Origin of the sequence: Streptomyces sp. NPDC020747 (assembly GCF_044334695.1) — a bacterium.
Lineage (GTDB): Bacteria > Actinomycetota > Actinomycetes > Streptomycetales > Streptomycetaceae > Streptomyces.
The window spans coordinates 1-15701 of record NZ_JBIRTJ010000022.1 but is presented as its reverse complement, the minus strand read 5'-3'; the positions used below and the strand labels follow the sequence as shown (position 1 = coordinate 15701).

The following is a 15701-nucleotide window of genomic DNA, read 5'->3' as shown; positions in this document are numbered from 1 at the left end:
CGGGGCGTCCGAGCGGGGGAGCATGGAGGGAAAAATCACTGCGGTCCCGTCGGCATCCGGAAGGCGGAGATCGAGGTCAACAAGTACCGATCCGGCGCGATCCTCCAGATCGAGCTCGGCCCCGCCAGCATGCGGTGCTGCACACAAGGTCGGGAGAGCCGTTCGCCGCTCCGATCACCCGACTGCTGCCCAGCGATCCCTCGCATCCGTTCTTCGCGGGCCTGCACGGAGTTCCGGCCGCAGGCCATCTCGAGCACCACCGTCCACCCGGCGGCGACCGACGCGACGGCGGCTGTGGGCACCGCGGCGAAGGGAGCGGTCATGGACGTCCGTGGGAGCGCAATCGACCTCTCCGACGAGGAACGAGACAGGTCCCTCGAAGCGGTCACCCGTCCAAGCACCGGCCCACCCCGGTGGCCCGGTCGGAGTCAGCGCCTACAGCGAGCACGATGGCCGCAGTGCTCCAGGGGGATCCGCCGCGCGGGACAACCCTCTTGGCTATATACCCCCTAGGGGTATATAATCTGTGGCCGTAGCTCGGGGACGGGCCACGACCAACGGGAATGGGGATGAAGATCATGGACCACGACGCTCACCAGACCAGCGGCGGGCACGACCAGGCCGCCAACGGGGGGCATGACACTCACGGCGACCATGAGATGGTCCGCAGAGGGCACGGTGGAGTGTCCTGGGCAATGGCCGCGAAGGCGACGCTGCATTGCCTGACCGGGTGCGCCATCGGCGAGATCCTCGGCATGGTCATTGGTACTGCCCTGGGCTGGGGCAATGTGCCGACCATGATCCTCGCGATCGCGCTCGCGTTCCTGTTCGGCTATTCGTTCACACTGTTCGCCGTGCGTCGGGCCGGACTGGGCTTCAAGACTGCGATCAAGGTGGCACTCGCCGCCGATACCGTTTCCATCGCCGTGATGGAGCTGGTCGACAATGCCATCATCGCCCTCACCCCGGGCGCGATGGACGCCCACCTTTCCGACGGGTTGTTCTGGTCGGCACTGCTGGGCGGGTTCGGAATCGCGTTCTTGATCACCACGCCTGTGAACAAGTGGATGATCGGCCGCGGCAAGGGCCACGCCGTCGTCCACGCTTACCACTGACCAGCGTCCTGATCAATGCCCGCCCAGGACACCCTGAAAGCAAGAGGGTGCCCTGGCGCGTCTGGACATTGCTGGGCGGGCGGCGCCAACGGGCGCAGAAAATCCGGCGACGTCTTAAGGCCGGGCATGAGGGAGAGACGACGCTCCATTTCGACGGTCCGCACGAGCCCTGACCCTGCGACGGACGGCGAGGACAAGGGCGGTAAGCCCTGCGATGACCCACATCAGAGGACATCCTTGGCGAGGCAGTCGTGGAGCCAGGCTCGGGCCGTCTTCGGGCCGTCGACGGCTGTCGTCGGACAGCCCCACACCGTTGTGCCGGACTGGATCACCTTGGAGTGCCGAGCCTGCTCCTCGGCGGACAGTACGAACGCCAGACCACGACAGCGTTCAGCCAGTCCGGGGCGCAGTTCCCGCAGAGAACGGACCTGCTGGACCGCATCCGGAGCGCCTCCACCGCGCGGAGCACCGGGCGGCATCTGCACCAGGGCGGCAAACGGTTCACCTCGCTCGAGCGCCGCACTCAGGGTGCTTACCACGAGCGAGCGGGCCTCGGCGTGCGGCAATTCGGCGACGCCGATCTCCAACAAAGGCCAGCCCGACCATTCGACGGACATGGATCTCTCCTCTGACTTGACATCAGGTTAGGCAACCCTAAATCTTGCGGACAAGCGTCCGCAAGATACTCAAGTACGGTTCTCCGCATGGGTTCTGCCTGTGACGAAGCCCCCGAAGCAGCAGGCACATCTTCAGGCCGCCGCGCCTGGGGAAGTCTGAGCCGTGCACAGATCGTGGCCGCCGCTCTGGAGATCGCGCGCAATGAAGGCATGCATGCGCTGACGATCCGGCGGCTCGCGTCCGACCTCGGTGCCTCGCGTATGGCGCTGTACCGGCACGTGCCGGACAAGAACGGGCTGATCGATCTCGTGATGAACGCCATCGCGGAACACGATGTCGTGCCGCCGGACATCGACGAAGGCCCTTGGCAGGAGCGGCTGCAGCGGCTCGCCGACGGCATGCGCCGCGAACTGGCCGCCTATCCCGGTCTCGTCGACATCCTCATGACCCGTGCCAACCACGGACCCGGCGCGCTACGGCTGATCGAGACCGTGCTGGACGTCCTCGCCGACGCCGGACTCGACGAACGCCAGGCGGCCCGCCACTACGTGCTCTTCATCGACCTGGTCCTCGGACGGCTCCACCGTGAACTGCTCGGCGATCCCATGGATCACCACCGCACCGCCAGCCTGCTGGTTCTGGCCAAGCAGGTCGGCGAGTATCCGCGCCTCCGCGCCGCCGGTCCCTATCTGCGCGAGGTCACGTCCCGGCAGGTCTTCGACGACGAGATCGCCATGCTCGTCCGGGCCATCGAGTCCTCTGCCCGTGAGGCGTAACGCGGGCCTTCCGGCCTACAACCGAGGTTCCGTCCCACGGAACAGTCGGCATCACCACCCGCCCGCCCACGCCCAGGTCGCGACCAGGGCCGACGAAGCAACCGTGGCCAGAAAGCCACCCACGGCCGCCACGGACTGTCGTCGCCCACTCGCGGGAGTTCGGTGCAATCGGCGGATACGTTCGCCGTCCCCTTCGGCGCCCGCCTGCAACGCCCCCGCGCCGAGCGGCATCGCGACCAGGACGGACAGAGCCGTGGCCACCGACTCCGTACGGCAACGTCGGGACGCATGGTCGTCCGCGGCCAGTTCGATGAGCCGGGTCATGGCAGGGCGGACCAGGCGGAACAACGGCACGTAGGGGAACGCTCGGGCGAGCGAAGCCGCCAGAGCCGCCATCAGGTGATGCCGACCACGCAGGTGCGCCTGCTCATGGGCCATGACTGCGGCCACCGTGCCGGGCGGAAGCCGTCGCAGTGCACCGGAGGTGAGTACCACGCGCCCTCCCTTGGTCGGTACGCAGTAGGCGGCCGGCACCGTGTGCTCCAGGACCACTGCGGGCAGGTCCTCCAGCGGACGGGCCAGCAGGTCAAGTGCGTCCACGTGATCGCGCCATCCCTTGCGCAGGTGCCAGAGCGAGCCCGTGCCGACGATGACCCCGCGCAGGACGACCACCGCGGCGCTCAACGCACCCGCCACGCACAGGATGACCGCCAGGTGTCCCCCCAAGGCGTCAAGGAGCCGTGTCCAGCCCCAGACGAGGTCGGCGGCGTGCCACCGCACGTGTCGCGCGGTCATCGCTCCGAATGCCACCGCTCCGGCCGAAACCGCCACCACCAAGCCCGCCCAGAGCGCTATGGCCGCACGAGGGAAACGCGAGACCCATACGGCCCGGGACAGCATCCACGGAACCCAGGTCGCGCACACCACCAAATAGCCGGCCAGCAGCGTGAGGCGGATCATGCGTCGGAGTCGTCTTCGGCGGGGAGCCGGTGCAGGGCGGAGCGGAGCGCTGTCGATCCCTCCGAGCCGAGTCCTTCGACGAAGTGGAGGAGCGCGACCTCCTGATCGGCGCTCTTTCCGAGCACCTGCGTCATGAGACGGGCGACGCAGGCGTCCCGAGCCTCGACGGGTGCGTAGAAGTACTGCTTGCCGGACTTGCTGCGCTCCAGCCAGCCCTTGCGGAACAGCTTGTACATCGTGGTCATGACCGTGGTGTACGCGAGCGGTTGTGCCCTGGCGGAGTTGATCTCCCCCGCCACGTCTCGGACCGTGACCGGTTCCTCGTTGGACCAGATCCGGTCCATCACTTCAGCCTCGAGACTTCCCAGGTTCCACATCGCCCGTCCTCCCCAGCACGCGCTGCGATCATAGCGACGGCGACGAGCCCGGTGCCCTCCCGGACTCCGGTTCTTAGTGGGGCTCGGGCTTTTTGAGCATGGCGAGCAGGGTGAGCTCCAGCGTGGATGCGGCCTCCCCGGCCTTGAGTCGCCGCGCCCCGGTCTCCCCGGCCGCGGCGTGCAGCAGACTGTAGAAGACGGTGACCAGCCAGGGACGGGGAAGGTCGGTGCGGAAGACGCCTTCCTCCTGGCCTCGGGCGATGAGCCGGTCGACCCGGTCCAGCACCTTGCGGTGCTGCCGGCGCCGGCGCGGCTCTCCGACGAGCCCTTCGGAGGCGGTCACCAGAAAGGAGTGCTGAGCCAGGATCCTCCAGCAGGAACGCACCATCCGGACCATGCTCTCGTCGGCGGGTCCGCTGTCCAGCTCTTGTGCTTCGAGGGCCTTGTCCGCCTCGCTCACCGAGTAGGCCAGGACTGCCTCGAACAGCTCCTCACGCGACGGGAAATGGGCGTACAGCGTCACCCGGCTGACTCCTGCGGCGCGAGCGACGGCTGTCATGCTGGCGTTCGGGTCCTCGCGGAAGCACTCGAGCCCGGCGGCGACGATCGAGCCGATGCTGCGCTCAGCGTCGGCGCGCCGCCGTGGCGCCCCACCGGATGCACCGGAAGCCGTCCGCGCCGCGCCGCCGTACTGCGCGTTGCGGCTGGGAGTCGTAGGCATGGGTGGAGGGTACGTCACCGGCCCTTTCTCATCCAGAACTGCTGACCTTGGCCTGACACTCCGCGGTCGCCGAATCGTGCGCCGGGACGAGATGCCGGGAGACGCTCCGGAGCTTCTCGCAGGTCTCCTCGAATTCACGCTCGGGGCGGGATTCGCCGACGATGCCGGCCCCGGCCCGAAGCCACGTACGCCCCCGGCTCCGGTACACGGTGCGCAGCACCAGGGCGGCGTCCAGATCACCCTCGCTGCTGACCATCAGGACCGCGCCGCTGTACAGACCTCGGAGTTCAGGCTCATGACGGCGGATCAGGTCGTACGCGGCCGATTTGGGCACGCCGGACGCGGTGACGGCCGGGAAGACGGCGGCCAGGGCCGGCCAGGGTCCCTCGGTGCGCTCGGCGAGGCGACCGGTGACACGCGAGGCGATGTGCTGGACACTGCCGCGCTGCTTCACGTCCATCAGCTCTTCAACCCGTACCGACCCGGGGGCGCATACCGCGGTCATCTCGTTCCAGGCCACCTGAACCGATATGGCGTGCTCGTACACCTCCTTTGCGTCTGCGAGCAGTTCGATCCGTAGTTGTGCATCCTGGGGCGCGTCCCCGGTGAGGGCGCGGGTGCCGGCGAGCGGTTGGGTGGAGACGGTTCCGTCGGCGGCGACCTCCACGACGGTTTCCGGACTGAACCCGGCGGCTTCGATGCCGCCGAGACGCAACAGGAAGGAGCGGGCCGGGTTGTTGGCCCGCCGGCCCGTCACATACGTGCCGACCAGATCTATTTCCTGCTCCACCTCGACGGTCCGGGAGAGGATGACCTTGTGCAGTTCGCCGCTGCGGATGGCCGACACCGCGGCGGACACCGCCGTCTGGTACGGCTCGCGTCCGCCGGCGGAGATGTCCGCGGAGAACGCAGGCGCGGGCACTGGGTCGGAGTCTGCGTCGGCCAGGAGGCTGCGGACCTTGTCCGCCATCGCGGGGTCGGTACATCGGATCAGTGCTTCGCCTGAGCGGAGGCGCACCTCTACCGCGGGTACCACGAGATGCAGTAAGGCATCCCCGCCCGATGGGACCTCTTCGTCTGCTCGGTCGGCGAGCGCGTATGAGAGCTCGAACGACGCCCAGCCGTATGCGCGCCAGCCGTCGAGCGGCAGGCTGCCGAGCAGCTGGTGCACTTGCCGCAGCGGTTCGTGCGCGCACGGCACGGAGGAGCGTTCCGTCCCTGCCCTGAAGTCGATGACGTCGCGGAAGACGGTGAGTTCGGCTTCAGCGCCCCCCCGCGTAGCACCAGGCGCCCTGTCGTTCGTACACCACGTACTGCTCGTACGGTCCGCGGCGGGCGAGGCGGGTGGCGTGGAGCATCGGGTCGCCCTGAACCGGCACGGTGAATTCGAAGTAGCGCTGCCGTTCGGCCATGGGTGTCCTCAAGGTTGAAGGTCATCTGGTCGGACCGGAACACTCCGACGGGCGGGTTCCCTCTGGGCCCCGTCCCGGGATCGCCGGAGCGGAGACGCATCCCAGAGGCACCGGGAACGGGGATCCGCCCTGGGGTCACCGGGCGCGGAGGTCCGCTGCCGTCGCACCGGGGTCGGGCGCGACGGACCGGGCAAGTTCGCGTTTGTCGACCTTGCCCACGCTGGTCAGAGGAAAGGAGTCGCAGATCCTCACCACGTCGGGGATCTTGTACGCCGCCAGCCCTCGGTCGTGCAGGAAGGCGGCCATGTCGGGCACGTCGTCGTATCCTTCGCGCAGGAGCAGGCAGGCACAGGTTCGCTCGCCGAGATACGAGTCGGGAACAGGCACCACGGCGGCGTCGAGGACCGCCGGGTGAGCCCGCAGATGGTTCTGCAACTCGTCCGCGGAGACCTTGTCTCCGCCTCGGTTCACGAGGTCCTTCTCCCGGCCCTCGACGACGAGTCGACCTTCCGGAGTGAGCCTCACCAGATCGCCGGTGCGGTAGAAGCCATCCGAGGTGAAGGCCCGGAGGTTGTGTGTGGGCGCACGGTAGTAGCCGCGTAGCGTGTACGGACCTCGGGTGATCAGGTTGCCGACGGCGCCGGGCGGGACGTCTCGGTCCGCCTCGTCCACGATCCGTATCTCGTCGTCGGGGCAGAGCGGGAGGCCTTGAGTTGTCGCAACGGTCTCCGCGTCGTCGCCCCGGCGGGTATAGCTGAGCAGGCCCTCCGCCATGCCGAACACTTGCTGGAGTTCGCAGCCGAGGGCCGGGCCGATGAGCCGGGCCGTGTCCGGGGAGAGCCGGGCACCGCCCACCTGGAGGAGCTCGAGGCTGGTGATGTCGGCGGTATTCCATTGGACGGCCTGGGACCACAGAGCGGCCAGGGGTGGCACGACCGCGGTGACCGTCGCCTTGAACCGTTCGATGGCGGCGAACGCGACCTCGGGGCTGGGTGACGGGCACAGGGCGACTGCGCCGCCGACGTGGAGCACCCCGAGGACGCCGGGGCAGGCGAGCGGAAAGTTGTGACCCATGGGCAGCACCGCGAGGTAGACACTGTTCTCGTCCAGCCCGCAGGCCTCGGCGCTGGCGCGGAGGTTGTAGAAGTAGTCGTCGTGGGTGCGCGGGATCAACTTGGGCAGCCCCGTGGTGCCGCCGGAGACCAGCAGCAATGCCGGGTCGCTCGCCCGGGGCGCGGGCCATGGCCGTGGGGCGGCGTCGATCTCGTGCAAGGGAGTGTGCGCCCCCGGGTCCCCGGCGACCAGCACGTGGCGCAGTGAGGGTGCCTTCGCGCGCACTTCGTCGGCGAGCCCGCGGTAGTCGAAGCCGGTGTCCGGATCCGTGTCGGGAATGATGTAGGCGACGGCATCGGTGCTCAGGCACAGGTGAACGGCTTCGCTGCTGCGGTAGGCGGACAGCCCCAGCACGGGGAGAGCGCCCAGGCGGAACAGGGCGAAGAGCAGCGGCAACATCTCGGGGACATTGGGAAGTTGGACGACCACCCGGTCCCCGGCGCGGATGCCCAGTTCGGCCAGTCCGGCGGCGAGCCGGTCGCTCCGCTCGTCGAGTTCGGCGTAGCTCCACAACAGGTCACCGCAGAGCAGCGCGGTGGCATCGGGGTGCTCTCGCGCTCCGTCGCGCAACAGGTCGCCCAGCGGTCGTCCCCTCCAGTAGCCGGCACGACGATACCGTTCGACGAATTCGGCGGGCCACGAAACCATGTCCACAGGATTAACACCCCTCAAATCGAGATTTTCAGGGATCCACGAACTCTTACTGAACCGTAAAGAATCTGTCTCCTCAAAAGAGCCAAGTCAATAAATGAATGGCAATGAATCAGTAAAGTGAAAGCCAAGTTTGGCTCCATTTTGGGCGGACTTGAGAGTATTAACCGGTCACTTACGACATACCCCTGCCGGGTACTACTCCTTCGAGTACCTCCCTTCCCCGAGACGCACATGGTGTTTTACGTTGAGTCGGCATGAGTGACTCCAAGGACAACGGCATGAATCCCATAAATTTCCCGCGCTCGCCATTAGAAAATCGCCGCTAAATCAGTGGGCGAGGTCCCGGAGAGAGGACAGCGATGACACACGCCGCACCCGCTGTGGAACGCCAGATCCGCGAGGCCGTGTCCGAAGTGCTCGGCCTGCCGCCGGACGCCGTGGCGGAGACGGACAACCTGATCTCGCACGGGCTCGACTCAATCCGCACCATGGCCCTCGTCGGGCGCTGGCGCTCGTCCGGAGCCGAGGTCGACTACGCGGAACTGGCAGTCGGGAGGTCGAGGCGGCGATCGCGGACAGCGCCGTGAAGGGGTCGAGGCCCTGCATCGCTTCGGGGACGACCGGTCCGCCGTCCGGCCGCCGGCTTTCGATGTGTACGGGCATGTGCGTGTGCTCCGGTACGAAGAGGGAGTCGAAGCCGCGCTCCTCCGCCTGGCGTCCGAGTTCTCTCGGGTCGATGGAGAAGTCGGTGATGACGGAAAGCAGTCCGAACTTCATGAACACCTCGCAGTCACGGGCGTACGGGTCGGGGCAGGTCGGAGAGAACGGCGTGCGCGTTGGTCCCGCCGATGCCGAAGGAACTGATACCGGCCACGCGTTCGCCGTCACCCGCGGGCCATTCGGTCAGCTGGGAGACCACTTCCATACCCAGGGCAGACAGTGCGATGGCGGGATTGGGCCGCGTGTAGTGGAGGGTGGGCGGAATCTGTCCGCGGTGGAGTGCCAGGACGTTCTTCACCAGACCCACGAGACCGGCGGCGGCCTCGAGATGGCCGAGGTTGGATTTGACCGATCCGATCAGCAAGGGGGCGGTTTGCGGCCGATCACGCCCCAGGACGTTTCCCAGGGCGCCGGCTTCGATGGGGTCGCCGAGGCGCGTGCCGGTGCCGTGCGCCTCCACATAGGCCACCGCGGCCGACGGGATGCCGGCACTGGCGTACACCTGAGCGAGCAAAGCTTCTTGCGCTGCGGGGCTGGGCGCTGTCAGCCCGTTCGACCGGCCGTCCTGGTTCATGGCGGTGGCGCGTACCAGGGACAGCACCCGGTCGCCGTCCCGCACCGCGTCGCCGTACCGTTTGAGTACGACACTCACGCAGCCTTCGCCGCGTACGATTCCGTCCGCGTCCGCGTCGAACGGACGGCAGCGTCCGGTGGGTGAGGACGCCGACGCCTGGTCGGCGTACACCGTTCCACCGGGCGAGAGCAGCACGTTGACGCCACCGACGATCGCGAGTTCACTCTCGCCCGTGAGCAGGCTCTGGGCCGCCAGGTGCAGAGCGACGAGCGAGGACGAGCAGGCGGTGTCCACGGTGAGGCTCGGGCCGCTCAGGTCAAGAACGTAGGACAGCCTGTTGGCGATCACGCTGAGGGTCGTGCCCGGTAGCGACCAGCCGTTGATGCCCTGAAGGTCCTCCATGCGTCGACGCGCGAAGTCGTCCCCGCTGGCGCCGACGAACACCCCCGTGCGGCTGCCCGCCAGGGTGTCCACGGGGATCCCCGCATGTTCCAGGGACTCCCAGGCGACTTCCAGAAACATCCGCTGCTGCGGGTCCATCTCGGCGGACTCCGCGGGAGAAATGCCGAAGAACTCCGCGTCGAATCCCTCGATGTCGTCGAGGAAGCCGCCGACTTGGGTAGTGCGGTCGAGTACCGTGGCGTGCGCCGGGGACGCCAGGCGGTATGCCTCCCATCGGTCCTCCGGTACCCGACGTACTGCGTCACCACCGGCTCGGAGGAACTCCCAGAGCCCGTCAGGTGTGGAGATCCCGCCCGGCAGCCGACAGCCGATACCGACCACGGCGAGAGCACGATCGACAGTCTCGCCGGGGCGGGCAGTGGTGGCTGCTTCGCCGTGCCGGAGCTTCGGCGCAGGCCGCGCGGTGCCGTCCAGGTGGTCGGTCAGCCGACGTACCGTCGGGTGTTCCCAGATGATCGTCGGGGCGACGGGCCTGCCGAGGAACTGTGCCAGTTGGCCGGACAGGGCGACAGCGTTCCTCGACGTCAGTCCGTACTCCCGAAACGGCCGGTCGACATCGATCCGGTCGGCCTTGATGGCGCACAGCCGGGCGAGCCGCTCCATCAGCCACTGGCGTAGCTCCGTCATGAAGGCGTCCGATCGGCTGCCACGATCTGTGCTGCGAGCTCCCCGCCGGTGTACATGTCCCGGCAGACACGGCGACGCAACTTGCCACTGGACGTCTTGGGAATGGTGCCGCGGGTGACGAGGGCGACGTCGTGCAGATCAATGTCGTGCGCGTCCGCCACAGCGGCGCGGATCGCGGTGCGCAGATCGTCCGGGTCGACGGTGGCATCCGGACGCAACTCGACCACCACGACGGCCAGTTCACGCTCCCCCGTCTCGACCGGGAAGGCGGCGACATGCCCCCGCCGCACCGCAGGACTGACCTGCTCGACCGTCACCTCGATGTCGATGGCGTGATGGTTGCGGCCGTCGACGATGACGATGTCCTTCGCCCGGCCGGCGATGAACAGTTCGGTGTTGTGGAAGAAGCCGAGGTCGCCTGTGCGCAGCCAGTGGGCTCCGCCGTCCAGGACGTTGCGGAACGTCTCGTCGCTGTCCGCGCGCTGCCAGTACCCATGGCACACATTGCCGCCGCGGACCAGCAGTTCGCCCACCTCGCCGACGGGTACCTCCTGCCCCGTGGCGGGATGAACGACGCGGACGTCCTGCCCCTGGAAGGCCTCGCCACATCCCACGAGAGGGCGGGCCACCGGGTCGGTGTCGGCGCACGGTTCGACGCGGCCGGCGGCCAGTGCCGTACGGTCGAAGCTGCTCACCACCGGCTCGGCCTCCGCGCTGATCCCGGTCACGATCAGAGTGGCCTCGGCCAGACCCCAGCAGGGCGAGTGGGCGGTATGCCGGAAACCGTGAGGGGCGTACGCCTCAGTGAAACGCTCCAGGGATTGCGCCCGGACAGGTTCGGAGGCATTGCCGAAATACCGTATGGACGAGAGGTCGAGGCCCGACCTGTCCTCCTCAGGGATCGCATCCACGCACACGTCCAGCCCGAAGTTGGGAATCATCGTGTGTGTCCCGCGGTACTCGCCGAAGAGCCCCAGCCAGCGCAGCGGTTGCTGGATGAAGGCGTACGGGGTCATCTGCACCGCGGGAATCCCGACGCCCAGCGGGAGGATCAACGCGAAAACGAGCCCCATGTCGTGGAAGAACGGCAGCCAGCTCACGATCGTCGAGTGCTCGTCGACGCGTTGGCGGTCGACGTGCTGGGCGACCGACACCGCGATGTTCTGATGCGTGACCTCGACGCCGCCCGGATTCCTCGTCGAGCCGGAGGTGTACTGGAGATAGGCGGTGCCGGAGAGATCCGTGTCCACGGGGATCCACGAGGCCGCGTGCGCATCGTCCACTTGGTCGGCGAGGACGATATGCGCACGGGATGTTGAGCCGCCGACCGTGGCGAGTGCCTCCGCGACCGAGTCCTGATGCCGACTGATCGTGACGACCACCGCGGGTGTGCAGTCCGCGAGGGTGGGGGCCAGCCGCTCGGTGCGGCGTTGGAGCTCGGGCGGCAGCAGGGTTACGGGCAACAGCCCGGCGTACAGGCAGCCCATGAAGGCCGCCACGTATTCGGGGCCGTTGGGGCAGAGAATGGCCACCCGGTCGCCTGGACTCGCCCGCTTCTGCAGCAGTCCGGCCATCGCGGTCGCTCTGCTGTCGAGATCGCCGCGGGTCAATCGGGTCCTCCGGCCCGCCCAGTCGGTTTCGTAGTCGAGGAAAGTCATGGCGACCGCATCGGGGCGCTTCCTGGCGAGTTCCCGCACGGCTGCGGCGAATCCGCCGTTCAGTGCGGAGAGTTCCTCCCGCAGGGCCGACGTCACGATGTCGTGCACAACGAGTCACCGTCCTTCGCAAGCCAGTCGGAGAACGCCGCCAGGTCGGGAAGGATCACCGTCGAGCACGAAAGGACGGCCACGTTGTAGCGCATCTCAGTGATCGTGACGACGGTCCGTCCCGCCTGGAAGGCGCCGTACATTTCGGCGGCGGTGCCCATGCTGGGTTCGTGTCCGGGCAGCCAGACGACGCAGATGTCGCTGGCCGAGGCGAGCTGGGCCATCTCGTGGAACACGTCGAGGAGTTCGAGCACCTCGGGATCGAGGCGCTCGCGGACGATGACAGGGGCGCCGGTGGCGGCCGCGAGTGCCCCTCGGATCTCGGCTACGCGGTCGCCGTAGCGCTGCAACACCAGTTCATGGGGGTCGTACACCACGGCGGAGGGGTGGAGCCTTTCGATCATCCTTCGCAGCAGGAGACGGTATGACTGGTCGGCGGCATCTATGTCGCGGCGGCCTCCCTGCATGACGCCGGCCAGAAAAAAGCTCGTTGTCACTCGTCCTCCGCTGAGTATTCGGGCCACTTCTGGGCGAGCGGTACGACCCGGTGGTAGATCGCCGCGGCATCCATGACGAACTCCGTGACTTCGGCAGGTGTGCCGTTCACCGCGTCGGCGATCAACTCCAGTACGCGGTCGAACTCGGGTGTCCCGGCTCTGCTCACCCGGCCCTGGTTGTCCTTGGCGATCAGGAAGGCGGGGTCCATCAGTTGGTCCCGCGGCCGTCCGCCGAACGGCAGGACGAGTTCGCCCATCCTGAGTTCCTTGCGGTGCAAGGCGCGGATAGAGAGGTTGTTCTGCATGGGCTCCAGCAGAAGTCGTCGTGCGAACCCCGCCGGCACCGGGAACGCCGGAAGTTCTGTGCCCAGATGAAAGGTGAACGCCCGATGCGTCACCATGGCGGATCGTCGGGGGCTGTATCGGGAGTACTCGAGGAGGAAGACCCCATCGCCCACCCACCACGTCGCGCTCAACCGTGACGGCGCGGGCGTCCCGTCGGCACGAACCCTGAGCGGATAGGCGTCCGTACCTGCCCGCACCGTTCCGGACACCGCGTCCGCGCGGCGCAGCCGGAGCGGTTCGAGATGGGGCAGATAGGGGTCGAGGACCGTGATCTCCCCCTCTCCGAAGTACATCGCCGGCGAGTGGCCCCCCGCGTACAGATGCGTCGGGCGAGCACCACACCGCTGCTCCACAAGTCGCGCGACCTCGAAGGTCTGCCAGCCGCAGCCGCGGCCCAGACGCCACGGCGGCGCCCCCTTCCCGTAGTACTCGTGATAGGAGGAGGCACTGCTGTACGGAACTCGGAACTGCACCTCGGCCAGCGCTTTCGAGAAGACCGACGCCCCCGTCACTGGCGGATCGCCGTTCCGGTGAAGTAGGGCCCGCTGAAGGGGGGCCTGGGCTTGATCGGCACCGGCGGATCGGAAACCTGCACCTCGAATCCCAGGGCCTGCATGCGCTCGATCGACCGCCGGTTGGGTCGGCAGCCGAACTGCACGCGCCGCAGCAGGGGGCTGGTCAGATCCTGGGTCCGGCCACGTCTGCCGACGTCACGGACATGCTCGAAGAAGGACAACCTTCCCCCAGGCTTCAGGACTCGGTGAATTTCGGTCAGCACGCCGTCGAGATCGTCCACCACGCACAGAAGGAGAAAGGAGACAGCGGCGTCGAACTCCCCGTCCTCAAAGGGGAGGCGTTCGCCCGTCGCGTCGACGACTTCTACTACGGGTGCCGCGCTTTCTATTTTTCCCATCAATTGCGTACGCATCCCGGAGGACGGTTCGACGGCAACGACGTGGTCAGCCTTGCTGTAGTACGGAAGATTACGTCCGGTGCCCGCACCTATTTCCACCACCCGACCGGTCAGATCACCCACGAGAGTGGTGCGCAGTTGGGGTCCACCGATACCTCTTTCAAGTCTTTCAGAAATGCGATCGTATTGCCGGGCGAGCACTTGAGATACGCGACCGTTTCCCATGCCTGGCGACTCTAGCCCCGAGGCCCGAACCGCCGCAATAGTCACATGAATTTCTACGAATTCGTAGAACTACAACGTCGTAGAAAATTTGAGGACCTGTTGCTTCTGTCACGCATTCATCGCTACGGTCATTTCAGGAGACGAGGAGGCGAACGTGATCCACACTGATGCTTGGGTGCTCCATGCCGGTCCGGAGACCACCGACGCGGAGACTCGACCGACCGGGACTCTACACCGCGAGTCGTTTTCCTTCGTCGAACCGAGAGACCACGAAGCATTGGTCGAGCCCCTGTACGGCTCGTGGGAAGCGAACGTTGAGCATGCGCGGTCGCGAACGCCGATCGATGTCTGCCGTCTCCGGGACGAGGAAAGGGTGGTTCTGGGAAACCTCGGCATTGTGAGGATCCTGGACCCGGGCACTTCTGCCTCTCTCAAAGAAGGAGACATCTGCATGGTGATGCCCTTCTCGAAGCGCGACCGCTACGGCTATGCAGAACTTGTCTACGCCTATGAGGCACCGCAGACCATTGGGCTCTTGGCGAAGCGCACAAAAATAGACTCCGATCTCCTCCTTCCAATTCCCGAGAACAGCAAGTATTCACTCCCGCAGTGGGCGGCATACGCGCGCTACTTCACCGCTTGGGACAACTGGCGCATCGCCCACCGCTGCTGGTCGACGCAGATGGAGGACCAGGACCCCGGCGACCACCTGGTTTTCGGGTGGGGCGGCGGCGTCGTGCTCGCCGAGCTGCAACTGGCCAAACGCGCCGGGTTCCGGGTCGCCATGACGGCCGGCAGCGATGCCCGGCTGGCCGAACTCGGCAGGCTCGGCATCATCGGAGTGGACCGGCGGCTCTTCCCTCATCTGACCAACGATCCTGACAACCCGCCGAGCGATCCCGCCTCAGTCGCGAGTTACCGAACGTCCGAGAAGGAATTTCTGAGAACGATCAACGCACTCAGCGATGGGACCGGCGCGGCCATATTCGTCGACAACATGGGAGCACCGCTTTACAAGGCAACGGTCAAGGCCATGGCTCGACAAGGAGTCATCACCACCGTCGGCTGGAAGCAGGGGATGCGAACCTACAATCTGCGGGCGAGCGAATGCATCAATCGGCACCTCCACGTGAACACACATGTCTGGCGATACGACGACTGCGCGACCAGCAGGAGCAGACGGCCTGGATTCCCTCGATCGATCCGGCCGGAATCTACGACTTCGACGACGTCGAGCGACTCGCTGAGGACTACTCAAAAGGAAGGGTCAAATCCTACTTCCCGCTCTATCGCGTGAATCAGGCCTGAGGACTCGTCGCACGATACCCGCTCGGGAAAGGAAATAACTCCATGGCGAGGCATTCACTGTACGAAACGGAGAGCCGGCCAGGGGTGGGAATCAGAGCGATCGGCCGATACCTCCCGGAGCGGGTCGTCACCAACGCCGAGCTGGCGCGGACGCTTCCGACGAACGACGAATGGATTCGCGAGCGAATAGGCATCGAGGAGCGCCGCTTCTCCGCGCCCAACGAGTGGTCGTCCGATCTGGGAGCGAAGGCCCTTGCCGACGCCTGCCACCAGATGAACATCAACGTCCGCGACGTGGACCTGGTCATCTGCAGCACCTACACGCCCGACCATATGCTGCCCAACACCGCGGCCGCGATCATACACAAGGCCGGTATGCCGCCCACTCCAGGCTTCGACGTGAACAGCGGAGGGTGTCCGGGACAGGGGCATTGCGTGATTGGGATTGGTCCGGTTCGCCGGTCTCGTGAGTGACGTGGCGTCATGTCCGTTGTGCAGCAAGGGGACCGGGAGAGCAG

18 protein-coding genes and 1 pseudogene are annotated in these 15701 nt (G+C 66.8%); 5 read left to right on the top strand and 14 right to left on the bottom strand.

The features are described 5' to 3' along the window. Positions 1 to 35: 35 nt before the first annotated feature. Complete coding sequence (locus ACH4YP_RS42110; RefSeq protein WP_398496467.1) at positions 36 to 323, bottom strand: hypothetical protein; 288 nt, start codon at positions 321 to 323, stop codon at positions 36 to 38. Between the two features lie 246 nt (positions 324 to 569). On the opposite strand from ACH4YP_RS42110, the gene ACH4YP_RS42105 reads away from it, so the two are divergent. Further along, positions 570 to 1115: a DUF4396 domain-containing protein gene (locus ACH4YP_RS42105; RefSeq protein WP_398496465.1), complete on the top strand. Its 546-nt coding sequence runs from the start codon at positions 570 to 572 to the stop codon at positions 1113 to 1115. Positions 1116 to 1339: 224 nt separating this feature from the next. On the opposite strand, the gene ACH4YP_RS42100 is transcribed toward ACH4YP_RS42105, so the two are convergent. Then, positions 1340 to 1732, bottom strand: coding sequence for a hypothetical protein (locus ACH4YP_RS42100; RefSeq protein ID WP_361072004.1), 393 nt, complete (start codon positions 1730 to 1732; stop codon positions 1340 to 1342). Positions 1733 to 1819: 87 nt separating this feature from the next. Here ACH4YP_RS42100 and ACH4YP_RS42095 point away from each other — a divergent pair, with 87 nt between their 5' ends. After that, positions 1820 to 2509, top strand: coding sequence for a TetR/AcrR family transcriptional regulator (locus ACH4YP_RS42095; RefSeq protein WP_361072001.1), 690 nt, complete (start codon positions 1820 to 1822; stop codon positions 2507 to 2509). A gap of 51 nt (positions 2510 to 2560) precedes the next feature. Here ACH4YP_RS42095 and ACH4YP_RS42090 read toward each other — a convergent pair whose 3' ends face one another. From ACH4YP_RS42090 to ACH4YP_RS42065, 6 genes are all read right to left on the bottom strand, one after another. Continuing rightward, positions 2561 to 3469: a M56 family metallopeptidase gene (locus ACH4YP_RS42090; RefSeq protein WP_398496463.1), complete on the bottom strand. Its 909-nt coding sequence runs from the start codon at positions 3467 to 3469 to the stop codon at positions 2561 to 2563. Next, entirely contained in the window at positions 3466 to 3846 is a 381-nt protein-coding gene (locus ACH4YP_RS42085) for a BlaI/MecI/CopY family transcriptional regulator (RefSeq protein WP_361071995.1), read from the bottom strand. Before ACH4YP_RS42085 ends, ACH4YP_RS42090 begins: the two co-directional genes overlap by 4 nt. A gap of 73 nt (positions 3847 to 3919) precedes the next feature. Beyond that, positions 3920 to 4567, bottom strand: a complete 648-nt coding sequence (locus ACH4YP_RS42080) for a TetR/AcrR family transcriptional regulator (RefSeq protein WP_361066308.1) — start codon at positions 4565 to 4567, stop codon at positions 3920 to 3922. A gap of 28 nt (positions 4568 to 4595) precedes the next feature. After that, complete coding sequence (locus ACH4YP_RS42075; RefSeq protein WP_398496460.1) at positions 4596 to 5738, bottom strand: salicylate synthase; 1143 nt, start codon at positions 5736 to 5738, stop codon at positions 4596 to 4598. A gap of 91 nt (positions 5739 to 5829) precedes the next feature. Continuing rightward, positions 5830 to 5979, bottom strand: a complete 150-nt coding sequence (locus ACH4YP_RS42070) for a hypothetical protein (protein WP_398496458.1) — start codon at positions 5977 to 5979, stop codon at positions 5830 to 5832. Positions 5980 to 6114: 135 nt separating this feature from the next. After that, positions 6115 to 7740 carry an AMP-binding protein gene (locus ACH4YP_RS42065; RefSeq protein WP_361066313.1) on the bottom strand — a complete coding sequence of 542 codons (1626 nt, stop codon included), beginning with the start codon at positions 7738 to 7740 and terminating at the stop codon, positions 6115 to 6117. A 365-nt stretch (positions 7741 to 8105) separates the two neighbouring features. On the opposite strand from ACH4YP_RS42065, the gene ACH4YP_RS42060 reads away from it, so the two are divergent. Next, the gene (locus ACH4YP_RS42060; RefSeq protein WP_361066316.1) at positions 8106 to 8333 is read left to right on the top strand and encodes a phosphopantetheine-binding protein; all 228 of its coding nucleotides are present in this window, start codon (positions 8106 to 8108) and stop codon (positions 8331 to 8333) included. Positions 8334 to 8352: 19 nt separating this feature from the next. Here the strand turns inward: ACH4YP_RS42060 and ACH4YP_RS42055 are convergent. From ACH4YP_RS42055 to ACH4YP_RS42030, 6 genes and pseudogenes are all read right to left on the bottom strand, one after another. Beyond that, positions 8353 to 8523: pseudogene (locus ACH4YP_RS42055) on the bottom strand (hypothetical protein); the annotation flags it as partial. Positions 8524 to 8536: 13 nt separating this feature from the next. After that, positions 8537 to 10129: a type I polyketide synthase gene (locus ACH4YP_RS42050; protein WP_398496456.1), complete on the bottom strand. Its 1593-nt coding sequence runs from the start codon at positions 10127 to 10129 to the stop codon at positions 8537 to 8539. Further along, complete coding sequence (locus ACH4YP_RS42045) at positions 10126 to 11895, bottom strand: fatty acyl-AMP ligase (protein WP_398496455.1); 1770 nt, start codon at positions 11893 to 11895, stop codon at positions 10126 to 10128. Before ACH4YP_RS42045 ends, ACH4YP_RS42050 begins: the two co-directional genes overlap by 4 nt. Then, positions 11880 to 12299: a hypothetical protein gene (locus ACH4YP_RS42040; RefSeq protein WP_398496453.1), complete on the bottom strand. Its 420-nt coding sequence runs from the start codon at positions 12297 to 12299 to the stop codon at positions 11880 to 11882. Before ACH4YP_RS42040 ends, ACH4YP_RS42045 begins: the two co-directional genes overlap by 16 nt. Positions 12300 to 12388: 89 nt before the next feature. Next, a complete protein-coding gene (locus tag ACH4YP_RS42035; protein ID WP_361066327.1) occupies positions 12389 to 13249 on the bottom strand; it encodes a hypothetical protein in 861 nt (286 codons plus the stop codon). Then, complete coding sequence (locus ACH4YP_RS42030; protein ID WP_398496451.1) at positions 13246 to 13875, bottom strand: class I SAM-dependent methyltransferase; 630 nt, start codon at positions 13873 to 13875, stop codon at positions 13246 to 13248. Before ACH4YP_RS42030 ends, ACH4YP_RS42035 begins: the two co-directional genes overlap by 4 nt. Positions 13876 to 14029: 154 nt before the next feature. Between ACH4YP_RS42030 and ACH4YP_RS42025 the strand changes: the two genes are divergently transcribed. Both ACH4YP_RS42025 and ACH4YP_RS42020 read left to right on the top strand, forming a co-directional pair. After that, positions 14030 to 15172 (top strand): zinc-binding alcohol dehydrogenase family protein, encoded by a 1143-nt coding sequence (locus tag ACH4YP_RS42025; protein ID WP_398496449.1) that lies wholly within the window; start codon positions 14030 to 14032, stop codon positions 15170 to 15172. Between the two features lie 53 nt (positions 15173 to 15225). Then, complete coding sequence (locus tag ACH4YP_RS42020) at positions 15226 to 15657, top strand: 3-oxoacyl-ACP synthase III family protein (RefSeq protein WP_398496448.1); 432 nt, start codon at positions 15226 to 15228, stop codon at positions 15655 to 15657. The last annotated feature ends 44 nt before the right edge of the window (positions 15658 to 15701 follow it).